The following is a 23,395-nucleotide window of genomic DNA, read 5'->3' on the forward strand; positions in this document are numbered from 1 at the left end:
TTTTGCGACTATCGGATCCGGTGCATCATGGCTGGAGCTGACGGGACGCAGTGGCCGGAGGGGGCGATCTTCACGGTAGGCCATTCGACGCTGCCGATCGCGGACTTCATCGCCTTGCTGAAGACCTATGGGATCGAGCGGCTCGCCGACGTCCGGACGGTGCCGCGATCGCGCCACAACCCGCAGTTCAACGCCGATGCGCTTGACGCCAGCCTCGCGGAGGCCGGGATCGCCTATGTCGCGATGCCGGCGCTGGGCGGGCTCCGGCACGCGCACCGGGATTCGCCCAATGCCGGTTGGCGCAACAAGAGCTTTCGCGGCTATGCCGACTATATGCAGGCGGACGCGTTTCGGGACGCAGTCGACGAACTGATCCGGATGGGGCGGGAGCGGCGCACCGCGATCATGTGCGCCGAAGCGGTGCCGTGGCGCTGCCACCGATCGCTGGTTGCCGATGCGCTCGAGGTGCGCGGGGTGCTTGCCGTCGAAATCCTGTCGGAGACGAGCTGGCGGATGCACAGCCTGACGCCCTTCGCCCATGTGGAAGGCACGACGATCACCTATCCGCCCGAACAGCCGCGGCTGTTGTAGCGGCTATTGCGTCAGCGGCACCGGGCCGCCAGGCGTCGCGTCCAGCTGGGAGTCGCCGCCCAGGGTGCGGTAGAGCTGGACCAGGTTCTGGAGCTTCAACAGGCGCGTGGCGGCGAGGGCGCGTTCGGCGCCGTAGTAGCTGCGCTGGGCAATCAGCGTGTCGAGAAACGGATCGATGCCGCCGCGGAAGCGCGCTTCGCTCAGGCGGTAATTGTCCTCTGCGGCAGCGAAGAAGGCGGTCTGCGCGCGCAGTTGCTCGTCGATCGTGCCGCGGCGGGCGAGCGCGTCGGAGACTTCGCGGAAGGCCGTCTGGATCGCGCTTTCATATTGCGCGATCGCCGCCTCGCGCTGGGCCTGGCTCAGGCGCACATTCGCTTTCGCCGCGCCGCCCTGGAAGATCGAATAGCCGGCGCTGGGGCTGACCGACCAGTTGAAATTGCCGCCGGAGAACAGGTTCGACAGCGCGGTGCTGGCGAAGCCGAGCACGGCGGTCAGGCTGATACGCGGGAACAGCTCGGCCCGGGCGGCGCCGATCTCGGCATTGGCCGCGCGGAGCTGGTATTCGGCCTGCACGACGTCCGGGCGGCGAAGCAGGATCGTAGAGTCGAGCCCGGCGGGGAGCTCCGCGACGCTGCCGGTCACTTCCGCGAGCGAGGCGGGGAGCAGCGCGGCATCGACCGGCGCGCCGACCAGCAGCTGCAGCAGGTTCACGTCCTGAGCGAGGTCGGTGCGCGCCTGCGCCACATCGGCGCGGGCCTGTTCCAGCACCTGCTCGGCCTGGCGCAGGTCGGTGCGTGGCGCGATGCCGCCGTTCAGCCGCGCGCGGGTCAGCTCGACCGAGCGCTGGGCGGAGGCGACGGTGCGCTCGCCTACGCCCAACAGGTCCTTGTCGGCGGCGTAGGTGAACCAGGCATTGGCAATGTCGCCCACCAAGGTGAGCCGCGTGGCGCGGGCGCCCGCCTCGGTCGCGAAATAGCGGTTCTGCGCGGCTTCGGAGAGGGCGCGGATGCGGCCGAACAGGTCCAGCTCGAACGATGTGATGCCGCCCTGCACGCTGAACGTCGTCCTGCGGCCGGAGGCGGCGTTGCCGACCCCCGTGCCCGCGCCGCTGCCGCGATCGGCTTCCGTATAGGTCGCGGTCGCGCCGACCTCGGGCAGGATCTGCGCGCGCTGGATGCGGTATTGCTCGCGCGCGGCGGCGATGTTGGCGGCGGCGAGGCGCAGGTCACGGTTGTTGGCGAGCGCCGATTCAATGATCCGCTGCAGCCGCGGGTCGCGGAAAATATCGCGGTAGGTGACGGACGGCAGCGCCGCTTCGGACTGGCGTAGATAGGCGTCCCCGACCGGCCAGGATTGCGGCACCGGCGGCGCCGGCCGCTGGTAGGGCGGCACCATCGAACAGGCGCCGAGGCTCGTCATCAGAGCGATGGTGAGCGCGCGCTTCATTCCGCAGGCTCCGGTTCGGGCCGGCGGCGATCGCGATACCAGGCAAGCGCATCGCGCGTGCCGCGGCGGACCAGCACGAAGAACAGCGGGATGTAGAAGACCGCGAGGATCGTCGCGGTCAGCATGCCGCCGATGACGGAGGTGCCGATCGCGACGCGGCTCTTCGCGCCGGCGCCGGTCGAGATGGCGAGCGGCAGCACGCCGAAGATGAAGGCGAGCGACGTCATCAGGATCGGGCGAAGCCGAATGCGCGCTGCTTCCAGCGCGGAATCGATCACGCGCTTGCCGGCTTTCTCGGCGGCTTCGGCAAACTCGATCATCAGGATCGCGTTCTTGGAGGCGAGGCCCATTGTCGTCAGCAGGCCGATCTGAAGATAGACGTCGTTTTCGAGGCCTCTCAGCGTCACCGCGAACACGGCGCCGACCAGGCCCAGCGGCACGATCAGCAGCACCGCGATCGGGATCGACCAGCTTTCGTAGAGCGCTGCGAGGCAGAGGAAGACGACCAGCAGCGACAGCCCGTAAAGCATCGGCGCCTGACCCGAGGAGAGCCGCTCCTGATAGGACAGGCCGCTCCATGCGGCAGACACGCCGGGCAACTCGGCGACCATTTCTTCGAGCCGGTCCATAGCTTCGCCCGAGCTGACGCCGGGTGCCGCCTGGCCCTCGATTTCATAGGCGGGCAATCCACCGAAGCGCGCCAGCGAGGTCGGCCCGGTCTGCCAGGAGATCGTCGCGAAGGACGAGAAAGGCGCCATGTCGCCGGTCTTGCCGCGCACGAACCACTGGTTCAGGTCCTCGGGCGCCGAGCGGAAAGGGGCATCGCCCTGGACATAGACGCGCTTGACGCGGCCGCGATCGACGAAATCGTTGACGTAACGGCCGCCCCATGCGGTGGAGAGCGTCGAGTTGACGTCGGTCTGGCTGAGGCCGAGCACCGAAAGCTTCTGCTGGTCGATATCGACGAAAAGGTTCGGCGTATCCGGAAGCTCGCTGGGCCGGACGCCGGTCAGCTTCGGATCGTTTTCGGCCATTTCGAGCAGCCGGTCGCGGACTGCACGGAACTCGTCGCGGCTAAGGCCGCCGGTGTTCTGGAGCTGGAGCGAAAAGCCGGCCGAGCGGCCAAGGCCGCGGATGGCGCCCGGCACCGTCGCGAACACCTGCGCGTCGCGCAGGCCGCTGAACGCGCGGCTCATCCGCTGGGTGACGGCATCGGCGCTGTTTTCCTGGCCGGGCCGGAGATCCCAGTCCTTGAGGTTCAGGAACGCATTGCCGGCGTTCTGGCCCGAGGGACCGCCGCCGCCGCCGCCGGCGACGGTGAAGAGCACGTTGATGTTCTTCGATTCCGGGCCGTGCAGCAGATAATTCTCCACCTTGCGCTGCAGCGCTTCGGTGCGCGCGAGCGTCGCCCCGGGCGGCAGGCGCATCTGGGCGCTGGCGAAGCCCTGGTCTTCGGTGGGGAGAAAGCTGGTCGGCAGCCGGAAGAACAGGATCGCAAGCAGCGCGACCATCACCGCGTAAATGCCAAGGAACAGCAGCTTGCGGTCGATCACGCGCTGCACAGCCCTGCCATAGCGATCGACCATCGTCGCAAAGCCGGTGTTGAAGCGAACACGGGCGCGTTCGGTCGCCGCCGCCAGGCGGGGGAAGCGGGACGAACGAACCTCCCCGTCATGCGCGCGCCGCTTCAGCAGCGTCGCGGTCAGTGCCGGGCTCAGCACCAGCGCCACCACGACCGACAGCACCATCGCCGAGATGATGGTCAGCGAGAATTGACGATAGATCACGCCGGTCGAACCGCCGAAGAATGCCATCGGCAGGAACACGGCCGAGAGCACCAGCGCGATCGCGATCAGCGCGGTCGAAATCTCGCTCATCGACTGGATGGTCGCCTCGCGCGGCGTCATCTCGGGATTCTCGTCGAGCAGGCGCTCGACATTCTCGACCACCACGATCGCGTCGTCGACGAGCAGCCCGATCGAGAGCACCAGCCCGAACAGGGTCAGCGTGTTGATCGAAAAGCCCGCGATCGCGAACACGCCGAAGGTGCCCAGCAGCACCACCGGAACGGCGATCGCGGGGATCAGGGTCGCACGCCAGCTCTGCAGGAACACGAACATCACGATCACGACCAGCACGATCGCCTCGAACAGGGTCTTTTCCACCTCTTCGATCGACAGCTTGATGAAGGCGGTCGAATCGTTCGGATAGGCGAAGGTGTAGCCAGGGGGGAAATTCTTCGCCTGGCTCTCGACCTCGGCCTTGACCAGCTCCGCGGTGGTGAGCGCGTCGGCGCCCGGCGCGAGCGAGACGGCGAAGCCTGCGCCGGGATGGCCGTTCACCCGGATGACCGAGTTGTAGCTTTCCGATCCGAGCTCGACCGTCGCGACGTCGCGCAGACGCACGGTCGCGCCGTCGGGCTGGGTTTTCAGGACGATGTTGCGGAACTGCTCCGGCGTTTCCAGCCGCGACTGCGACGTCACGGTCGCATTCAGCATCTGGGTATCCGGCATCGGCTGGCCGCCGATCTCGCCCGCCGTGATCTCGGTATTCTGCGCCTGGATCGCCTGTACGACGTCGCTGGGCATCAGCTCGAAGGCGGCGAGCTTGGCCGGGTTCAGCCAGATTCGCATCGCATAGGGCGAGCCGAACACATTGGTATCGCCGACGCCGGCCAGCCGGCTGATCGGGTCCTGGAGGTTCGACGACAGCCAGTCCGACACGTCCTGGCTGGTGGTGCGGTCGGACGTATCGTAGACCGCGACGATCATCAGGAAATCGGGGTTCGACTTGCTGACGCGCACCCCGCGCTGCTGGACCTGTTGCGGCAGGCGCGGCAGCGCTTCCTGCACGCGGTTCTGCACCTGGACCTGGGCGGTATCCGGATCGGTGCCCTTCTCGAAGGTCAGGCTGATGCCGACCGAGCCGCGCGAGGACGAAGACGAGGTGAAATAGAGCAGGCCGTCGATGCCCGACAGCTGCTGCTCGATGACCTGGGTGACGCTGTTTTCGACCGTTTCGGCATTCGCGCCCGGATAGTTGGCGCGGATGTTGACCTGCGGCGGCGCGACGTCCGGATATTGCTCGATCGGCAGCGAGAACAGGCTGCCGAGCCCGACCAGCATGATCAGGATCGCGATCACCCAGGCAAAGATCGGCCGGTCGATGAAGATGCGGGAGATCATGCGCGGGACTCGCGCAAGCTCACCGTCACCCCGGACTCGATCCGGGGTCCATCTTCCTTCTGTCCCCGCGCCGGGAAGAAGGTGGATCCCGGCTCAAGGCCGGGATGACGGAGTGTGGCACGCGGCAACGCTCAGCCCCGCCGACCGCGGCCGCCGCCCTGCATCGGCCGGTTGGGGTCGATCTTCTGCGGCGTGCTGGCCGGAACCGCGTGCACCGGCTGGTTTGCCCGCACCTTGTTCAACCCTTGCGTGATGATCTTGTCGCCCGGTTTCAGACCCTCGGTCACGACCCAGAAGGGGCCTTGGGTGCGATCGGCCTTGACCGTCTTCATCACGGCGCGGTTGTTCGGGCCGACGACCATCACGGTCGCATTGCCTCGCGGATCGCGGCTGACCGCTTCCTGCGGGACCAGGAACGCGCCGGTCTGGATCGCCTGCGCGAACACGGCGCGCACGAACATGCCGGGCAGCAGCACGCCCTTGGGATTGGGGAAGCTTGCGCGCAGCGTGACCGTGCCGGTGTTCGGGTCGACGACGACCTCCGAAAACTCGATCGTGCCGGCAAGCTCATAGTCGCTGCCGTCTTCCAGCTTCAGGTGCATCGTTGCCTTGGCCGGCAGCACGTCGCCCTGCGCGAGCGACCGGCGCAACGCGAGCAGCTCCGACGTCGATTGCTGGATGTCGACATAGATCGGATCGAGCTGCTGGATCGTCGCCAGCGGCTCGGCCTGGTTGGCGGTGACGAGCGCGCCGACAGTGACGGCCGAACGCCCGATGCGGCCGCTGATCGGCGCCGGCACGCGCGTGAAATTGAGGTTGATCTTCGCCGTCTGCAGCGCCGCCTGCTGCTGCTCGACCGCGGCGGCGGTCTGCCGCGCCTGGGCGGCGGCGTTGGTATATTCCTGCTGGCTGACCGCCTGCATCTGGGCGAGCGGCTTGTAGCGGTCGGCGAGCGTGCGCGCCGCCTGGGCGTTGGCCTCGGCCGCGGCGACGTTCGCCTGCGCCTGGGCCGCGCTGGCGCGGTAGAGGCTGGGATCGATCTGGTAGAGCGTCTGCCCGGCGCGGACGAGGCTGCCTTCGGTGAACAGCCGCTTCTGGATCACGCCCGACACCTGGGGGCGCACTTCCGACACGGCGTGCGGGACGGTGCGGCCGGCGAGCTCGGTGGTCAGCGCGACCTGGGTCGGCTGCACGACGACGAAGCCGACTTCCGGCGTGCCGCCTTCGCCGCGACCGCCCGGGCCGCCGCCCTTCGGCTCCGACGTGCTGCTGCAGCCGGCGAGGATCGCGATCGCAAGAAGGAGCGGAAGCGCCGGCGCTGCGCCTTTGGTCATTTTTGTACTGCAGCCCGCAACGAGTGGATACAGCGGGTCCCCTTAAAGAATCCGCGCCAGAAGTCGATATCGCACGCTCCGCTTCGCTGACGTTCGTCGCGCGAGAGTGACGTTCAGCCCGGAGCCGTCATCGGGGCTGCTTCAGCGCATGGCTGAACGTCGCGATCGTGCCGTCGCCGGGATTGGCCTTCACCCCGGCCAGCCGCGCGATCAGCGGGTAGATGTCGACATTGTCGAACGCCGCGACTTTGGTGCCGGGCCGGAAAGCGGGGCCGTTCGCGACGAACAGCGCCGTCATCTCGGGCGCGCGCGGATCATAGCCGTGATTGCCGCCGGTGCGCGGGCGTTCCGCCGTCGTCTTGCGGATCGTCCAGCCGAGATCGGCAAGGCACTGGTACGGCGGCACCCGCGGATTGCTGCCATAGTGGAAGGCCGGCGGCAGGTCGGCCTTGCGCATGCAGCGGACATGGTCGTGCGGCTTCAGCAGCGCCGCCTCCAGTGCCGCTTCGTGCCCCGGCACCGCGGCAAGCGAGGCATAGGCGCCTGTTTCAAGGATGCGATAGTCGGCCGGGTTGGCGAGCTGATCCAGCGGAATCGAGCGGTCGGCGCTGATCGGCGCCATGCCGTGATCGGCGACGATCACCAGGTTCGCCGGCTGGCCGAGCGCGGCGAGGCCGGCGCGGAGCTTCGCGATCGCAGTGTCGACGTCGTGCACCGCAGCGGTCGTGCGCGGATCGTCCGGGCCATATTCATGGCCGGCCGCGTCGACTTCGTCGAAATAGAGCGTCACCAGCTTCGGCCGGATCGCGGCCGGGCGGCGAAGCCAGTCGAGCACTGCGTTCACCCGCTGCTCGTCCGTCACATAGCCGCTGAACTGCTGCCAGTCCGACGGCCGCACGCCGCCTTCGAACGGCGTGTGGTAGCGGTTCGCCTTGTGGCCGCCCCAGCTGACGTTCGATCCCGGCCAGAACATCGTCGCGGTGCGGATGCCCTGCTTTTCCGCGCTGGCCCAGATCGGCTCCGCCTCGTTCCACCAGAACGGGTCTTCGCTCGCCATGGTGAAGAGCTCGTTCGGCCGGCGCGGGTCTTCCATCAGGTTGCCGACGATGCCGTTGCGGTCGGGCCGGCGGCCGGTGACGAGCGTCCAATGGTTGGGAAAGGTCAGCGACGGATAGGACGGCCGCATCGGTCCGGTCACCCCCGTCCGGGCCAGCGCCGACAGCGTCGGGCTCACCCCGCGCTGCAGATAATCGGACCGGAAGCCGTCGATCGAGACCAGGATCGTGACAGTCGGCCGCACCGCCACCCGCTTCGGCTTCGCCGGCGCCGCGGAGGGGAGGAGGAGGGCGAGGAGGGTCGCGATCAACACCGTCACCCCGGCCTTGAGCCGGGGTCCACCTTCTTGGAGCGGTGGTGAAGAGAAGGTGGATCCCGGGTCAAGCCCGGGATGACGAGGCGAGCGCTCGTCAAACATTGAACCGGAACAGCATGACGTCGCCGTCCTGAACCACATAATCCTTGCCTTCCTGACGCAATTTGCCGGCCTCGCGGGCGCCTGCCTCGCCGCCATATTTCACATAATCGTCGAACGCGATCGTCTCGGCCCGGATGAAGCCGCGTTCGAAATCGGTGTGGATTTCGCCTGCCGCCTCGGGTGCCTTCGCCCCCTTGTGCACGGTCCACGCGCGCGCTTCCTTGGGGCCGGCCGTGAAGAATGTAATCAGGTGGAGCAGCGCATAGCCGGCGCGGATCACCCGGGCGAGGCCGGTTTCGGCAAGGCCCAGATCGGCAAGGAACGCCTGCCGCTCTTCCGGGTCGAGCGTCGCAATCTCCGCCTCGATCGCGGCGGAGACGACGACCGCTTCCGCGCCTTCCGCCTTTGCCTTTTCGAACACGCGGGCGCTCAGCGCATTCCCATCAGCCGCATCGCCTTCATCGACGTTGCAGACATAGAGGACAGGCTTCGAGGTCAGCAGCTGCGCCTGCTCGAAATGGCGCTTTTCCTCCTCGTCCCTGGGCTGGGTGAGCCGCGCGGGTTTGCCCTCGCGCAGCAGCTCCAGCGCCTGGCCGAGCACCGATGCCGCGATCTTCGATTCCTTGTCGCCGGTCTGGCCGCGCTTGACCAGGTTTGGCACCCGCTTCTCGAGGCTTTCGAGATCGGCCAGCATCAGCTCCGTCTCGACCGTCTCCGCGTCGGCGATCGGATCGACCTTGCCCTCGACATGGGTCACGTCGCCATTTTCGAAGCAGCGCAGCACGTGCACGATCGCGTCCACCTCGCGGATATTGGCGAGGAACTGGTTGCCGAGGCCTTCGCCCTTCGACGCGCCGCGGACGAGGCCTGCAATGTCGACGAATGCCAGCTGCGTCTCGATCTTCTTCGCCGACTTCGCGATCTCCGCCAGCTTGTCCAACCGCGCATCGGGAACCGCGACCTGCCCCACGTTCGGCTCGATCGTGCAGAACGGATAATTAGCCGCCTGCGCCGCCGCCGTCTCGGTCAAGGCATTGAACAAAGTGGACTTGCCGACATTCGGAAGGCCGACAATCCCGCAACGAAAACCCATCGATTACTCCGGCTCAATCGTCATGCCGGACTTGATCCGGCATCCACCTTCTTTCTGGTAAGGCTGAAAGAGAAAGGTGGACCCCGGATCAAGTCCGGGGTGACAGGTTTCGCGCCTCTTAGTCCGAAGACAGCCGCAGCGCCACGTCGTTCATGAAGCGGGCGTCGTCGCCCTTCGCGAGCCATTCGGCTTCGGCGGCGATGGCGCCGAGGACGTCGGACAGGGGCTCGATCTCGGCCTTTGCGAAATTGCCGAGGACGTGGCCGGTGACCTTGTCCTTGTGGCCGGGGTGGCCGATGCCGATGCGCACGCGGCGGAAACCGTTGCCCAAATGCGCGTCGAGGCTGCGGATGCCGTTATGCCCGGCGGTGCCGCCGCCCGTGCGCACCTTCACCTTGAACGGGGCGAGGTCGAGCTCGTCGTAGAAGGCGGTCACGTCCTCCGGCGCGAGCTTGTAGAAGCGCATCGCTTCGCCCGCGGCGCGGCCGCTTTCGTTCATGAAGGTCGCGGGCTTCAGGATCAGGATCTTCTCAGGGCCGATCCGTCCTTCCTGCACCCAACCCTGGAAAGCGCGTTTCGGCGCCGGGAATCCGTGCACTTCGGCGATCGCGTCCACGGCCATGAAGCCGACATTGTGCCGGTGCATCGCATAGAGCGCGCCGGGATTGCCGAGGCCGACCCAGATTTGCATGGTGCTTAAGCCCCTCCCCTTCAGGGGAGAGGACGGGGGTGGGGCTGGTTCACAGCGCCCACCCGACAGGCCCCACCCCAACCCCTCCCCGAAGGGAGGGGCTCGAGGTGTCAGCCCTCGTTCTCTTCGCCTTCGCCTTCGGCGGCGGCCGGCGTTTCGGTGTCGCCTTCCTGCGCTTTCAGGCCGGACGGCGCGACGATGGTCGCGATCGTGAAATCGCGGTCCTCGATCGCCGGGCGCGTGCCCTGGGGCAGCGAGACGGCCGAGACGTGGACCGAATCGCCGACGTCATAGCCCTTCAGGTCGACGACCACTTCGTCCGGGATGCTCGCCGCGTCGCAGACCAGTTCGAGCTCGTGGCGGACGATGTTGAGCACGCCGCCGCGCTTCAGGCCCGGCGAGGCCTCTTCGTTCTCGAAGCGCACGGGCACGTTGACGTGCACGGTCGAATGCTCGCCGATGCGCAGGAAATCGACATGGAGCGGACGGTCGGTAACCGGGTGGAACTGCACGTCCTTCGGCAGCGTGCGCACGCCTGCCACCATCACGACGGTGTTCATGAAGTGGCCGGTGTTCAGGAGCTTCATCAGCTCCCGTTCCTCGACGTGGACGCCTTTCGGCTCTTCCTTGTTGCCGTAAATGACGGCGGGCACGCGGCCTTGGCGGCGCAGATCACGGGAGGCTCCCTTGCCAGCCCGCTCGCGCACCTCGGCCGACAGCGTCAGCGTCTCGCTCATCGCATGTCTCCAAGTGTTCGATGGTTCATGTACAACCGCCACGCCTCCAGGGATGACCATGACGGAAGCCGGCGCGCATAGCGGGGGAGGGGAGAGAATGCAACCGCTGCCCCTCTCCCCTCGCGGGAGAGGGCGACTCGCGCGTCAGCGCGAGCGGGGTGAGGGGGCCGGAGCGAAGCGCAGCGAGCGTGGCCGCTCGCTTCCCCTCTCTCTCCCAAGCCTGCGGCTTGGGCCCCTCCCTCTCCCGCAACGGGAGAGGGGCTATGGCTTACTGCACCCGCTCGACCTTCAGCCCCTGCTTCTGCAGCAGGTCGATCACCGATCCCTTGCCTGCCAGGTGCCCGGCGCCGACGGCCACCAGCACCGTGCCGGGCTGGTCGAGGCGCTGTTTCAGCCAGTCGACCCAGTTCGCGTTGCGGGTGTCGATCAGCACGCGGGCGATCTCGGGCGCCGATTTCAGCTCGTCGTCGAAGGTGCGGGCGATCGCGCCGGTGTCGCCCGAAGACCAGGCCGTGACCATCTTCTGGAAATCGGTGGTCGCGTTCTTGATGTCGTCGATCATGCTGACCAGCAGCTTGCGCTGGGTCGCTTCCGGCATCTTGTCGAAATAGCCGAGCTGCTGTTCCGTGGTCTCCAGCCCCTCGACCGGGCGGCCTTCGAAGCTCACCCGCAGCTGGTTCTCGACGCCGTTGGCGGGCGAGGCGCCCATGCCGGCGTACATCGACGCGCCCAGCGTCACCGCGACGGCCCAGGTCTCCATGTGATCGAGCTGCTCAGCCTTCAGTCCCGCCTTCTCGATCGCGGCGGCAAGGGCGGCGCGTTTGTCGGCGGGCACGCGGTCGAGGATCGGCGGCAGGCCGGGCGACAAGGCGAGACGCCGGTAGACCTCGGCGACCTTGGCCTTGTCTTCCTGGTCGTTGATTTCGAGCACCAGCTCCTTTGCCTGGCCGACCGTCTGGTCGAACCTGGCGGTCCGCCATTTCAGGTCGTCCGGCAGCACATGGACAGTGCCGAACAGGTAGATGGTCGTGTCCGGATCGGACAGCTTCCACATGGCGGGCTTCGCCTGGGGAGCGGCGGGCGCCGCGCTGCCGCATGCGGCGAGGGCGACGGTGAGCAGGAGAGAGGCAATCTGGCGCATCGCGCGGGCTTATCGCCGCAAGGATGAACGAAGCGCAACCGCGCCCTTTAAATGTCAGCCCAGGATCGCGCCCTTGCAGCCTTCGGCATTGCCGCGGGGCGCCAGAAAGGCGGGCATCGTCGGCGCGCGGCGGTCGATGCAGCCTTCGGCGCGCTGGATGAGGACCGGACGCAGGCCGGCCGGCAGACCGGGCTGCCGCGCGAGCTGCCGGTACAGTCCTTCGCGCCATTCGATGTCGCTGATGCCACCCATGCGCGCCACAACGTGCGCGTGGGGGCAAAGATGCGTTTGTTACGGATGCGGCCGAAAAAAATCCGGCCGCGCCCGTCAGTTGGTGCGCCGTGCAGACGTGATGACGACAGGCTTGAGCAGGAACTGGCCCTTCATCACGCCTTCGCCCTTGTCCGGGTCGGTCGGCTCGCCGAGGATCTGCTTCACTACGTCCATGCCTTCGGCGACGTGGCCGAAAGCGGCGAAGCCCTGGTTGTCGCCGGGTGCGCTCGGATCGGCATCGAGCGCCGGCGTGTCGCCGAGGACGATGAAGAAGTCGCCCGCGCCGGTGCCGGGTTCGCTGCGGGCAAGCGAGATGGTGCCGCTCTTGTGCGTCAGGCCGGTCTTGGTGGTCGGCTCGTGCGCGATCGGCGGCAGCGACTTGCGGGGATCGCCCTGCGCGCCGAACTGGACAAGGCCGTATTCGGGGGCGTTCGGCGCCTTGGCGACGCGGTAGAAGGCGGAGCCGTCGAGCTTCTTCTGGTCGACATAGCGCAGGAAATTGGCCGTCGTGATCGGCGCGCGCTCCTTTTCCAGCTCCAGCACGATCGGGCCGGCGGTGGTCGTCAGCGTGACCTCGACGGTCTCGGGAGACGGGCTCGGCGCGGGCGCAGGGGCTTGCGAAAGGGCAGGCGTGGCGAGCAGGAGGGCGGAAAAGAGGGTAAATAACCGGGTCATGAATCGCTTTTAGCTTCAGTCGGCTGCGGTTGCGACCGTCTTGAAGTGCCATGCGCTCAAGCACATATCCGGTCCGGCCAGAAATGTGGTCCACAGTTAACGATAATCGGCGGGAACGCGCCCGCATATTCGGCATTGTGGTTTCGGGAGCGAGGGCTAACATGGCCCGAGCTAGCGATGGCCTGCGCTCAGCAGGCTCAAGGGTGAACTGATGACGAAATTGAGCGGCGGGGATTCAAAGAGCACCCTCTACTGCTCCTTCTGTGGAAAGTCGCAGCACGAGGTGAGGAAGCTCATCGCGGGCCCAACCGTGTTCATCTGCGACGAATGCGTCGAGCTGTGCAACGACATCATCCGCGAGGAAACCAAGTCCGCGCTCGTCTCGAAGAAGGACGGGGGCGTGCCGACGCCGCAGGAAATCTGCGACGTGCTTGACGATTATGTGATCGGGCAAAGCCAGGCGAAGCGCGTGCTCTCGGTCGCGGTGCACAACCATTACAAGCGGCTCGCCCACGGCGCGAAGGGCGCCGATGTCGAGCTCGCCAAGTCGAACATCCTGCTCGTCGGCCCCACCGGCTGCGGCAAGACGCTGCTCGCGCAGACGCTGGCGCGCATCCTCGATGTGCCGTTCACGATGGCCGATGCGACGACGCTGACCGAGGCCGGCTATGTCGGCGAGGATGTCGAGAACATCATCCTGAAGCTGCTCCAGGCCAGCGACTATAACGTCGAGCGGGCGCAGCGCGGCATCGTCTATATCGACGAGATCGACAAGATCAGCCGCAAGGCCGAGAACCCGTCGATCACCCGCGACGTGTCGGGCGAGGGCGTGCAGCAGGCGCTCCTGAAGCTGATGGAGGGCACGACGGCTTCCGTTCCGCCGCAGGGCGGGCGCAAGCATCCGCAGCAGGAATTCCTGCAGGTCGACACGACCAACATCCTGTTCATCTGCGGCGGCGCCTTCTCCGGCCTCGAAAAGATCATCGGCGACCGCCTGCAGGGCAAGTCGATCGGCTTCGGCGCCTATGTCGCGGCGCCGGACGAGCGGCGCACCGGCGAAGTGCTGCGCCAGTGCGAGCCGGAGGACTTGCTGAAGTTCGGCCTGATTCCCGAGTTCGTCGGCCGCCTGCCGGTGATCGCGACGCTGGAAGACCTGGACATCGACGCGCTGGTCAAGATCCTGGCCGAGCCGAAGAACGCCCTCGTCAAACAGTATCAGAAGCTGTTCGACATGGAGGATGTGCGCCTGTCGTTCACCGACGACGCGCTGGTGACCGTCGCCAAGAAGGCGATCGCCCGCAAGACCGGCGCGCGCGGCCTGCGCTCGATCCTCGAGGCGATCCTGCTCGACACGATGTTCGACCTGCCCAGCATGGACGGCGTCGACGAAGTGATGATCGACAAGGACGTGGTCGAAGGCCGCAAGGACCCGGTCCGGGTCTATGCCAAGAAAAAGGAAAGCGGCGCGGCCTGAGCCGCCGCTGACCTCTCGCGGTTGCCCGATAAGGAGGCGCGTGGCAGGGTCCTGCCCATCGTCCGGGTAGCTTCGGGGGGACAGTGATGCTGCAGTCGACCGGGGAAGCACGGGAAGCGGCGGCGCCAGGATCCCGTCCGTTCTGGCTGACCGTTTTCGGCACTCTGCTGCTGCTGCTGCCGGCCATTGCCAACGGCTATCCGCTGCTGTTCTTCGACACCCCCGCCTATCTGACCGCAGGCGAAGGCATCCTGAGCCGCGTCGGCATCGTCGAAAAGGTGCATCCGGCGGCTGCGCCGGAACGGACGGCAGCGCAGCCGGCTGCTGCTGCTGTTTCTCCCGACGGGAAAAAGGACACGACCGGTTTCAGCGACGCGCGGTCGATCTATTACGGTCTGCTCGCCGATCTGGGGCGGCGGATCGGCGGGCTGTATGTCACGGCGCTGTTCCAGGCGCTGTGGGTGGCGGCCGCGATCGTGCTGGCGATGCGCCAGACCGGCCCGCGGGGCACGAAAGCCAAGCTGGGCATGATTGCCGCCGTCGCGCTGTTAGGGGGCGCGGCGTTCGGCGTGTCGGTGATCCTGCCCGACATGGCCGGTGGCGTGCTGCTGCTGGGGATGGCCCTGATAGCGGCCTTTCCGGACCGCCTCAGCCGCGGCGAATGGGCGTTCTGGCTGATCAGCATCGTCGCGGCGATCAGCTTCCACAAAGCCTTTTTCCTGGTCGCGATTGCGCTGTTCGTCGCGTCCGGGCTGGTCTCGGGGCGGCCGCTATGGCGCGGCAGGGCGGGCCTGTTGATGGGCGGCGCGCTCGCTGTCTCGGCTGTCCTGACCTTTGCGACCGAGCCGGTGGTCGAGCGCGTCACCGGCGTGGCGACCCCCCATGTGCCGTTCCTGCTCGGCCGCACGATCGAGGACGGCACCGCGGTCGCGCTGCTGCGCAAGGAATGCCCGCACACCCGTTGGGCGACCTGCGCGATGCTGCCCGGCATGCCGATGACGGCCGGAGAATTCCTGTGGGACGGCACGACCCGGAACGGCGTGCACGTCGATGGCTGGATGGCGCGGCCGGTGGCCGAACGCAGCCAGATCAGCGCCGAATCGCGGGAGCTCGTCAAGCGCACGGTGCTGAACGACCCATGGGCTCAGTTCCGCGCGGCGGTCTGGAACGCGTTCGATCAGTTCGTCAGCTCCGGCGTCACCCGCTACGACCAGAGCGCGCAGATGGCCAAGGTCGTCGGTGCCCAGCTTCCGCAAGAGACGCGGCACATGCAGGCCGCCGCCTTCTATCAGCGCCCGGCCTACCTCGCCGCCGCCAGTGCCGTGATGATCGTCTTTTGCCTCGGCTCCGCGCTGCTGATCGTCGCTGCGGTCATCGCCGGCCGCCGATTTAAGCGCTGGTCGCCGCCGATCACGTTCGGGGCGGTCGTGCTGATGGGCGCCGTGCTGAACGCCGCGATCGGCGGTGCGCTGGTGGTCGTCGTCGATCGCTATCAGGGGCGGCTGGCCTGGACGATGCTCTTTGCAGCGATCGCGATCGGCTGCGCCTGTACGGCGGAGCGGCGGCACCGCCCTGCACGGCCTGCGCCCGGGAACGAGGCTGCTGCAGCCTAATCCTGCTTGCGGTTGTTCCGCGCCGCATCCTCGAGCCGGCGCACTTTTTCCAGCGTCATCTCGATCAGCTGCCGGTTCTGGCTGAGCAGGTCGGCGAGCAGGCCCATCACGAAGGTCAGCGCGCCGATCGTCAGCAGGGCGGAACCCAGGATCAGCGACTGGATCTTGCCGCCCCCGGCTCCAAGGAAAAAGAAATAGAGGAAGCGCACCATCGGGATCATGCCGATGATCGCCATGATCGCGCCGATCAGCGTAAACACGCGCAGCGGCTGGTACATCGCATACATGCGCAAGGTCGTGCTGCCGGATCGCTCGATGAAGCGGAACACGCTCTTGAACAGCCGCGAATCGCGCGTCTTTTCGTTGGTGCCGACGGGAACGCTGGCGAAGGCCATGCCCTTGCGGCCGACCTGGATCAGCATCTCGATCGTGTAGCTGAACGGCGAGACGATGTTCAGCCGGTACGCCGCCTCGCGGGAGATCGCACGGAAGCCGCTGACCGCGTCGGGCACGTCCACGCCCGAAAAGCTCCGCACCACCCAGCTGCCGAACCGTTGCAGCAGCTTCTTGGGCGTGGAGAAATGCTCGATCCTGCCCGTCTGGCGGTCGCCGACGACCACGTCCACCTCGCCCGCGACGATCGGCTGGACGAGCTTGGCGATGTCGGCGCCGCGATACTGGTTGTCGCCGTCGGTGTTGACGATGATGTCGGCGCCCATCGCGATGCAGGCGTCCAGCCCTTTGCGGAAGGTCCGCGCGAGGCCGACATTGCGCTTGTTGCGGACGATGTGATCGACGCCGATTTCGCGCGCCACCTCGATCGTGCGGTCGGTCGAGCCGTCGTCGATAATCAGCACCTCGACGGTGTCGATGCCGGGAATCGAACGCGGAATGTCCGCGACGGTGGCGGGGAGCGTGTGCTCCTCGTTGTAGCACGGGATCTGAACGATCAGCTTCAAGCTTGAACCCCGGTTCAGAAAATAATCGCAACCGGAGTATTTTCCGGTATGCCGCTGCGGGTCCAGTTCTTTTTTGCGGATCGGGGGCAGGCAGTCCAGCATGCTTGAGCGTTTCTATGTCGGCGCCGTGCGAGGCGGACGAAGCGTGGCGCGGACTATGGGCCTGCTTGAACGGCTGGAGCGGCGGCGGGAAAGCCGGACGGCATTGTGGCTGCGCAGCCTGTTCGCGATCTACGATATCGACGATCTGTCCGGGCTCGACCTGCCATGGTGGACGTTCGATGCGATCGGGAAGGTTGATCGGTTCCTGAAGGACCGCCCCAATGCGCGCGTGTTCGAATATGGCAGCGGCGCCAGCACGATCTGGCTCGCCAGGCGGGCGGCGGAAGTGACGAGCGTCGAGCATGACGCCGCCTGGTATCCGGAAGTCGAACGCCGCATCGCCGCCTTTCCCCATGCCCGCGTCCGGCTGGTCGCGCCCGATCCGACTCCCTCGGCCGATCCGCGCTACGCGTCGGACAAGCCGGCATGGCGCGGGCGGACCTTCCATGACTATGTGCACGCGATCGATGCGGAGCCGGGGCAGTTCGATCTGATCGTGATCGACGGGCGCGCCCGCACCGCCTGTCTGGACCATGCGCGCTCCCGCCTGGCGCCCGGCGGGCTGATCGTCTTCGACAACTCGCACCGCGCGCCCTACCGCCGCGCGATCGCGGCATCCGGCATGCGATGGGAACGCACGCGCGGCCTCGCCGCCTGTCTTCCCTATCCGGACGAGACGACGCTGATGCGCGCGCCGGCGGACGCATGACCGCAAAGCGGGCCGCCATCTGGGGGGGCCGGCTGCTCGCGCTTGTGTCGCTCGTCTATCTCGGCTGGGCGGCGGCGCGGCACTGGCACGATCTGGGCGACTGGCGGCCGACCGGCCCGGCGATCGGGCTGCTGGTGGTGCTGCCGGTCGTCTACGGCGTGTCGCTGCTGCTGATCGGCGAAGCGTGGCACCAGCTGATCGGCGGCTTTGCCGGCCGGTCGCTCGACCGGCGGACCGCGATCGCAAGCTATGGCGTGACTCAGGTGGCGAAATATCTGCCGGGCAACGTCTTTCACTATGTCGGGCGGCATTTGTGGCTGTCGCGGCTGGGCGTGCCGCACAAGGCGCTGGCGCTGGGGGTGGCGTGGGAGACGGTGCTGCTGGCCGGCTCCGCGGTGGCGGTGGCGGCAGCGGCGGTGTTCGTCGCCGCGATTTCGCCGCCCGACATTGCCGGCCAGCCGGCACGCTTCTGGGCCGCGATCGCCCTTGTCGCGGGAGGCTGCCTGCTGGCGGCGCTGCTCGCGCTTCCGCACCGGGTGCTGCGCCTGCGCGCGGTGGTGCCGCCGCGGTCTGCGCTGCTGCGGGCGCTGGGCGCCTATCTGGTCTTCTTTTCGATCCAGGGACTGGCGTTCGCGCTGCTGTTCGTCGCGGTCGGTGCAACGCCGGTGCTGCTCGCGGTCGGCATTGCCGGCCTGTCATGGGTCGCGGGCTTCCTGACCCCCGGCGCGCCGGGCGGCATCGGCTCGCGCGAGCTGGTGCTGACCACGCTCGCCGCCCCGCTGGTCGGCACCGCTCCGGCGCTGATCCTGAGCGCGCTGTTCCGGCTCGTCACCACGCTGGGCGACGTGGTCTGCTTCGCGATCAGCAAGCGGCTGGCGCCGATGCCGGCGGAGGCCGCGGCGTCATGACGGCGCGTCCGGCGACCGCTGCCGACCGGGCGCAGGTGGCGCAGCTGCTCGCCGCCGCGTTCTTCGACGATGCGGCGATGGCCTATATCTTTCCGGATCCCGCCGTCCGCCGCGTGCGGCTGCCGCGACTGTTCGCGATCCTGTTCGACAGCGACGGCAGGGCGGGACCGCGCTTCGTGACCGCAGGAGGCGAGGCCGCGACTTTATGGCGCTCGCCGGGTCGTGCGCAGGTCGGCTGGCTGGAAATGCTGGCGCAGGCGGGGCCGCTGCTCCGCGCGCTCGGCACGGCGTTGCCGCGCGCGCTTCGGGTCGGCGACGCGATCGACGCGCATATGCCGGGCGGGGACTTCCTCTACCTGCACATCGCCGGCTGCGATCCCCGGCACCAGGGCAGGGGGCACGGCTCAGCGGCGATCGCCGCGGGGCTGGCGCAGGCCGGGGACATGCCCGCCTATCTGGAGACGCCGAATCCACTGACGATCCCGCTGTACACCCGCCACGGCTTCCAGCTGACCGGCGAATGGGACGTGCCGAAGGGCGGGCCGCGCTTCTGGTCGATGCTGCGGCCCGCCGGCTTCGTCAGCGGGATCGGAGCGTGACCGTCAGGCCATAGGTGCGCGGTTCGCCGCGTTCGACCACCGCCGTCTGGAAGAAATCGAAGATGCGGTTGTCGATATAACGCTCGTTCAGCAGGTTCCGGACCCAGCCGGCTACTTCGAACCGGCCGCCGCTCAGCGCTACGCGTGCGCCGAGCAGGTGCCGCGCGTCGATCCGTTGGCGGTCGAGATTCTCCGGCCCGCTGAAGCTCGCCGAACGATAGGTCCAGTCGCCCGACAGGTCGAGATTCAGGTCCGGCCCCAGCGGGACCGAGTAGCGGGCTTCGCCCGATGCGGTCAGCCGCGGCGCGTAGGGCAGGCGGTTCCCGTCCAGGTCGATGCCCGGCCCGCCGCCGTCCGGAAAGCGGTCGAACGTCGCATGGGCGTAGCCGAGGCCGAGCGACAGGTTCAGCCGTTCGGCCGGCCGCGCCTCCAGGCTGACTTCGCCGCCCCAGCTGCGCGCCTTCGCGGCATTGCGCAGCTGGATCGAGGTCTGGCCGGCGCCCAGGTCGACGAACTGGTCGATCTGATAGTCGCCGATCATCATGTAATAGCCGGCGAGCGACAGCCGCACGCCCTGCCGCTCGAACTTCAGGCCCGCCTCGCCCGAGTTGACGCGCTCGGGGCTGAAGCGGATGCGATCCGCGAACTGCGCCGCGCTGAGGAAATCGACGTTCCAGCCGCCGCTTTTATAGCCCCGCGCATAGCGGGCATAGAGGTTCAGGTCGGGCGTCGCCGCCCAGCTGAGCGCGACGCTCGGGTCGAAGCTGTCGTTCGATTGGGCATCGTCGAAGCCGTCGATCCGGCCGAGCCCGAACACGGGCGAGCCGAAGCTCGAATAATCGTCGAGGCGCAGCCGGTCGTGAGTGAAGCGGCCGCCGAGATTGAGCGTCAGCGCGTCCGCGAAGCGCCAGTCGGCCGCGCCGAAGGCGGCGTAAGAGCGCGTCTTCACATGCGCGAGCACCTGCGCGGAAAGGCCCGGCGTCAGGCCGAACGGCAGCAGGCCCACCTGGCTGCCCGCGATCACACGCCGGTCGGTGCGCGTATTCTCGTCGAACACATAGATGCCGGCAACGCCGTTCAGCCGGTCCGACGTTAAGTTCAGCCGCACTTCCTGGCTGGTCTGCGCAAATCGGTCGCGATAATCCATCGTCGCGAGGTCGAGCGGCACGTAATCGAGGTCGTTGCGGCGGTGCCAGGACGTGCCGCGATAGCCGGTGATCGAGGTGAGGCTGAGCCCCTCGCCCAGCCTCCACCCCAGCGTTGCCGAGCCGCCGCCGGTGCGGATGCGCTGCAGCGGGTCGACATTATAGGGCGTGTCGAACGCGCCGGGCAGCGGCGACGGGCCGGTATTGAAGGTGTCCGTCAGCGCCTCGCCGATCGCCTTGTTGGTGCGGTCGTGGCTGTAGTCGGCGGCAAGGTCCAGCGTCACGTCGCCGAACGCGGCGCGCATCCGCCCGCGCGCAGAGTCGCGGTTGATATTGTCGAGGTCGGTGCCGGTCGGCACGTTCAGCGTGAAGCCGTCGCGCTCGCGGTGGGAGCCGGAGACACGGATCGCCACCTGGTCCGACAGCGGCGCGTTCAGCGTGCCGCGCAGCTCGAACAGGTCTTTGTTGCCATAGCTCGTCTGTGCCCAACCGCCGAACACATGCTCCGGCGCCTGCGTCACGATGCTGATCGCGCCGGAATCGGTATTGCGTCCGAACAGATGCCCTTGCGGCCCGCGCAGGAACTCGATGCGCGCGACGTCCAGCGCGTCCTGGTTCACCGATGCGAACTGGCCGGCATAGACGCCGTCGACATAGACGCCGGCGCGGGTGGTGAAACCGATATTGCGCCCGCCGCCGCCGATGCCGCGCACGAACACGGTGTCGATCGCGCCCTGGCGCTGGATCGAGACGTTGGGGACCAGCGCGGCCGCATCGCGCAGGTCGCGCGCGTGGCTGCGGTCGAGCGCGGCGGCGTCGATCACGTCGATCGACAGCGGCACGTCGTGCAGATTCTGCTCGCGCTTCTGGGCAGTGACGACGATCGTATCCAGCGCGTCGTCGGCCTCGGCAACGGCGGTGGGCGCCGAACCCGCGACAGCCGCGGCGGCGAAAACGGAAACCAGAATCATTTGGTGCGAGCCCCTGAATGGACGCACTGCCCGCTAGGTCGGGCTGGTTACCACGAGGTTAAGGCTGCGCCGGATAGAGGAGAAGGGGCGGAGCCGTTCCGGCACGGCTTCGTTGCTTGTGATCCGGATCGAGGAGATGACCGATGAAACCTCTATTGATGGCCGTTGCGCTGGCGGTCTCCGTGACCGGTATCGGCGCCGCGCCCGAGGCGTCGGCCCAGTCCTATGGCTGGTCCGGCCGGCACCACGAGCGCGACTGGCGGAACGGCCGCGGCTGGGACCGGCGGCACGGCTGGGACCGCCGGCATCGCTGGGACCGGCGGCGCGGCTGGTCTTACCGGCACCGTTGGGATCGCGGCCCCTACGGATGGCGCAATCACCGCCGCTGCCACTGGGTGTGGCGCCACCATCACCGCGTGCGGCGCTGCTGGTAGGCTGCGACATTCCGCGACAATTTCATTCGCGGCACGACATAGTCCTGCGACAGGCCGGTGCGATACCATGGTTCGACGGCGGACGACCCCCCGCCTGCGCATGACTCCCTGAACCGGCCCCGCTCCTCGACCCCTGGAGCGGGGCCTTTTTCTGTGCCGTCCTGCCGGGATATCCACAGATGAAGCGCCGAAACCGGCATATTAACGTATCGCCGCTATGGTGTCCGGCTGCGAAGTGATTGATGCTCTCGGCGTCGGCCCCATATAAAAGGAAATGGCGCGGGCCCGCGCAACCGGAGTTTGCATGACCCAGAGTTTCCCTGTTCTTCCGCTTCGGGACATCGTCGTCTTCCCGAACATGATCGTGCCGCTGTTCGTCGGCCGCGACAAATCGGTCGCGGCGCTGGAACAGGCGATGGCGAATGACAAACAGATCTTCCTGGTCGCCCAGCTCGATCCGGCGAACGACGATCCCGACCGCGACGATCTCTACGACCTGGGCGTGATCGCGACCGTGCTGCAGCTGCTGAAGCTGCCCGACGGCACCGTGCGCGTGCTGGTCGAAGGCAAGCAGCGCGCGTCGCTGGACTCGCTGGAACGCGACGGCGAGCACATGGCCGCGACCGTCACGCTGATCGACGAGCAGGACAGCGAAAGCGTCGAGGCGCGGGCGCTGATGCGCTCGGTCGTCGATCAGTTCGAGAATTACGCGAAGCTCAACCGCAAGCTGCCGGCCGAAACCGCCGTCCAGCTCGCCGATATCGAGGAGCCGTCGAAGCTCGCCGACGCGGTCGCCTCGAACATCACCGTCAAGGTCGCGGACAAGCAGTCGCTGCTGGTCGAGCTCGATCCGGCGCGGCGGCTGGAGATGGTGTTCGCCTTCATGGAAGGCGAGCTCGGCGTGCTTCAGGTCGAGAAGAAGATCCGCAGCCGCGTCAAGCGCCAGATGGAGAAGACCCAGCGCGAATATTACCTCAACGAGCAATTGAAGGCGATCCAGCGCGAACTCGGTAACGAGGGTGAGGAGGGCGGAGACGAGCTTCAGGAACTCGCGCAGAAGATCCGCAAGACCAAGCTTTCGAAGGAAGCCCGAACGCGCGCCGACGCGGAGCTGAAGAAGCTTCGCGCGATGGCCCCGATGTCGGCCGAAGCTACGGTCGCGCGCAACTATCTCGACGTCCTGCTGTCGCTTCCGTGGGGCAAGAAGTCGAAGCTGAAGAAGGATATCGCCGAAGCGCAGCACATCCTCGACGAGGATCATTATGGCCTTGAGAAGGTGAAGGAGCGGATCGTCGAGTATCTCGCGGTTCAGGCGCGCACCAACAAGCTCAAGGGGCCGATCCTGTGCCTGGTTGGGCCGCCGGGCGTCGGCAAGACTTCGCTTGGCCGCTCCATCGCCCGGGCGACTGGACGCGAATTCGCCCGGCAGTCGCTTGGCGGGGTACGGGATGAAGCGGAAATCCGGGGTCACCGGCGCACGTACATCGGTTCGCTCCCGGGCAAGATCATTTCCAACCTGAAGAAGGCGGGAACATCGAACCCGCTGTTCCTTCTCGACGAGATCGACAAGCTTGGGCAGGATTTTCGCGGCGATCCGTCCTCGGCATTGCTCGAGGTGCTCGATCCGGAGCAGAACTCGACCTTCTCGGATCATTTCCTTGAGGTGCCGTTCGACCTCTCGAAAGTGATCTTCATTACGACCGCCAACCTGCTTGAGCCGATTCCGCCCGCCTTGCGGGACCGGATGGAGGTGATCGAGGTCTCCGGCTACACCGAGGCTGAAAAGCTGGCGATCGCTAAGCAATACCTGCTGCCAAAGGCGCTCGAGTCGCACGGGCTAA

At 67.2% G+C, this 23,395-nt stretch carries 20 protein-coding genes; 8 read left to right on the forward strand and 12 right to left on the reverse strand.

Annotated elements, in window-relative coordinates:
• Window positions 1-27 precede the first annotated feature (27 nt).
• Window positions 28-591 carry a DUF488 domain-containing protein gene (locus VFT73_RS01510; protein WP_326408367.1) on the forward strand — a complete coding sequence of 188 codons (564 nt, stop codon included), beginning with the start codon at window positions 28-30 and terminating at the stop codon, window positions 589-591.
• A 3-nt stretch (window positions 592-594) separates the two neighbouring features.
• Here VFT73_RS01510 and VFT73_RS01515 read toward each other — a convergent pair whose 3' ends face one another.
• The 10 genes from VFT73_RS01515 to VFT73_RS01560 all read right to left on the reverse strand — a co-directional run bounded on the left by VFT73_RS01515 (window position 595) and on the right by VFT73_RS01560 (window position 12,640).
• On the reverse strand, window positions 595-2,037 hold the full coding sequence (locus VFT73_RS01515) for an efflux transporter outer membrane subunit (RefSeq protein WP_326408369.1): 1,443 nt from the start codon (window positions 2,035-2,037) through the stop codon (window positions 595-597).
• A complete protein-coding gene (locus VFT73_RS01520; RefSeq protein ID WP_326408370.1) occupies window positions 2,034-5,222 on the reverse strand; it encodes an efflux RND transporter permease subunit in 3,189 nt (1,062 codons plus the stop codon). The genes VFT73_RS01515 and VFT73_RS01520 overlap by 4 nt, the downstream gene beginning before the upstream one ends.
• 131 nt (window positions 5,223-5,353) lie before the next feature.
• A complete protein-coding gene (locus VFT73_RS01525; protein WP_326408371.1) occupies window positions 5,354-6,556 on the reverse strand; it encodes an efflux RND transporter periplasmic adaptor subunit in 1,203 nt (400 codons plus the stop codon).
• Between the two features lie 127 nt (window positions 6,557-6,683).
• On the reverse strand, window positions 6,684-7,922 hold the full coding sequence (locus VFT73_RS01530) for an ectonucleotide pyrophosphatase/phosphodiesterase (protein WP_414712770.1): 1,239 nt from the start codon (window positions 7,920-7,922) through the stop codon (window positions 6,684-6,686).
• 100 nt (window positions 7,923-8,022) lie between these two features.
• Window positions 8,023-9,123, reverse strand: coding sequence for a redox-regulated ATPase YchF (gene ychF, locus VFT73_RS01535; protein ID WP_326408372.1), 1,101 nt, complete (start codon window positions 9,121-9,123; stop codon window positions 8,023-8,025).
• Window positions 9,124-9,241: 118 nt separating this feature from the next.
• Window positions 9,242-9,814, reverse strand: a complete 573-nt coding sequence (gene pth / locus VFT73_RS01540) for an aminoacyl-tRNA hydrolase (RefSeq protein ID WP_326408373.1) — start codon at window positions 9,812-9,814, stop codon at window positions 9,242-9,244.
• 110 nt (window positions 9,815-9,924) lie between these two features.
• On the reverse strand, window positions 9,925-10,551 hold the full coding sequence (locus tag VFT73_RS01545) for a 50S ribosomal protein L25/general stress protein Ctc (RefSeq protein WP_326408374.1): 627 nt from the start codon (window positions 10,549-10,551) through the stop codon (window positions 9,925-9,927).
• A 268-nt stretch (window positions 10,552-10,819) separates the two neighbouring features.
• The gene (locus tag VFT73_RS01550) at window positions 10,820-11,692 is read right to left on the reverse strand and encodes a TraB/GumN family protein (protein ID WP_326408376.1); all 873 of its coding nucleotides are present in this window, start codon (window positions 11,690-11,692) and stop codon (window positions 10,820-10,822) included.
• Between the two features lie 54 nt (window positions 11,693-11,746).
• Window positions 11,747-11,944, reverse strand: a complete 198-nt coding sequence (locus VFT73_RS01555; protein WP_326408377.1) for a hypothetical protein — start codon at window positions 11,942-11,944, stop codon at window positions 11,747-11,749.
• A 75-nt stretch (window positions 11,945-12,019) separates the two neighbouring features.
• Window positions 12,020-12,640 (reverse strand): peptidylprolyl isomerase, encoded by a 621-nt coding sequence (locus VFT73_RS01560; protein ID WP_326408378.1) that lies wholly within the window; start codon window positions 12,638-12,640, stop codon window positions 12,020-12,022.
• Window positions 12,641-12,851: 211 nt separating this feature from the next.
• Here VFT73_RS01560 and clpX point away from each other — a divergent pair, with 211 nt between their 5' ends.
• Complete coding sequence (gene clpX / locus VFT73_RS01565) at window positions 12,852-14,114, forward strand: ATP-dependent Clp protease ATP-binding subunit ClpX (protein ID WP_326408379.1); 1,263 nt, start codon at window positions 12,852-12,854, stop codon at window positions 14,112-14,114.
• Window positions 14,115-14,200: 86 nt separating this feature from the next.
• Window positions 14,201-15,727, forward strand: a complete 1,527-nt coding sequence (locus VFT73_RS01570) for a hypothetical protein (protein WP_326408380.1) — start codon at window positions 14,201-14,203, stop codon at window positions 15,725-15,727.
• Here the strand turns inward: VFT73_RS01570 and VFT73_RS01575 are convergent.
• Window positions 15,724-16,686: a glycosyltransferase family 2 protein gene (locus VFT73_RS01575; RefSeq protein WP_326408381.1), complete on the reverse strand. Its 963-nt coding sequence runs from the start codon at window positions 16,684-16,686 to the stop codon at window positions 15,724-15,726. The genes VFT73_RS01570 and VFT73_RS01575 overlap by 4 nt on opposite strands.
• Window positions 16,687-16,786: 100 nt before the next feature.
• Here VFT73_RS01575 and VFT73_RS01580 point away from each other — a divergent pair, with 100 nt between their 5' ends.
• The 3 genes from VFT73_RS01580 to VFT73_RS01590 are packed head-to-tail and all read left to right on the forward strand — an operon-like array spanning window position 16,787 to window position 19,004.
• Window positions 16,787-17,497 carry a class I SAM-dependent methyltransferase gene (locus VFT73_RS01580; protein ID WP_326408382.1) on the forward strand — a complete coding sequence of 237 codons (711 nt, stop codon included), beginning with the start codon at window positions 16,787-16,789 and terminating at the stop codon, window positions 17,495-17,497.
• Window positions 17,494-18,405, forward strand: coding sequence for a hypothetical protein (locus VFT73_RS01585; protein ID WP_326408383.1), 912 nt, complete (start codon window positions 17,494-17,496; stop codon window positions 18,403-18,405). Before VFT73_RS01580 ends, VFT73_RS01585 begins: the two co-directional genes overlap by 4 nt.
• Window positions 18,402-19,004, forward strand: coding sequence for a GNAT family N-acetyltransferase (locus tag VFT73_RS01590; protein ID WP_326408384.1), 603 nt, complete (start codon window positions 18,402-18,404; stop codon window positions 19,002-19,004). Before VFT73_RS01585 ends, VFT73_RS01590 begins: the two co-directional genes overlap by 4 nt.
• Here VFT73_RS01590 and VFT73_RS01595 read toward each other — a convergent pair.
• Window positions 18,985-21,120 carry a TonB-dependent receptor gene (locus tag VFT73_RS01595; protein WP_326408385.1) on the reverse strand — a complete coding sequence of 712 codons (2,136 nt, stop codon included), beginning with the start codon at window positions 21,118-21,120 and terminating at the stop codon, window positions 18,985-18,987. The genes VFT73_RS01590 and VFT73_RS01595 overlap by 20 nt on opposite strands.
• Before the next feature lie 143 nt (window positions 21,121-21,263).
• On the opposite strand from VFT73_RS01595, the gene VFT73_RS01600 reads away from it, so the two are divergent.
• Complete coding sequence (locus VFT73_RS01600; RefSeq protein ID WP_326408386.1) at window positions 21,264-21,554, forward strand: hypothetical protein; 291 nt, start codon at window positions 21,264-21,266, stop codon at window positions 21,552-21,554.
• Between the two features lie 304 nt (window positions 21,555-21,858).
• Window positions 21,859-23,395, forward strand: a 1,537-nt coding sequence (gene lon, locus VFT73_RS01605) for an endopeptidase La (protein ID WP_326408387.1), incomplete at its 3' end; no start/stop codon positions are given.

It is taken from the genome of Sphingomonas sp. (assembly GCF_035758555.1).
Classification (GTDB): Bacteria; Pseudomonadota; Alphaproteobacteria; order Sphingomonadales; family Sphingomonadaceae; genus Sphingomonas_B.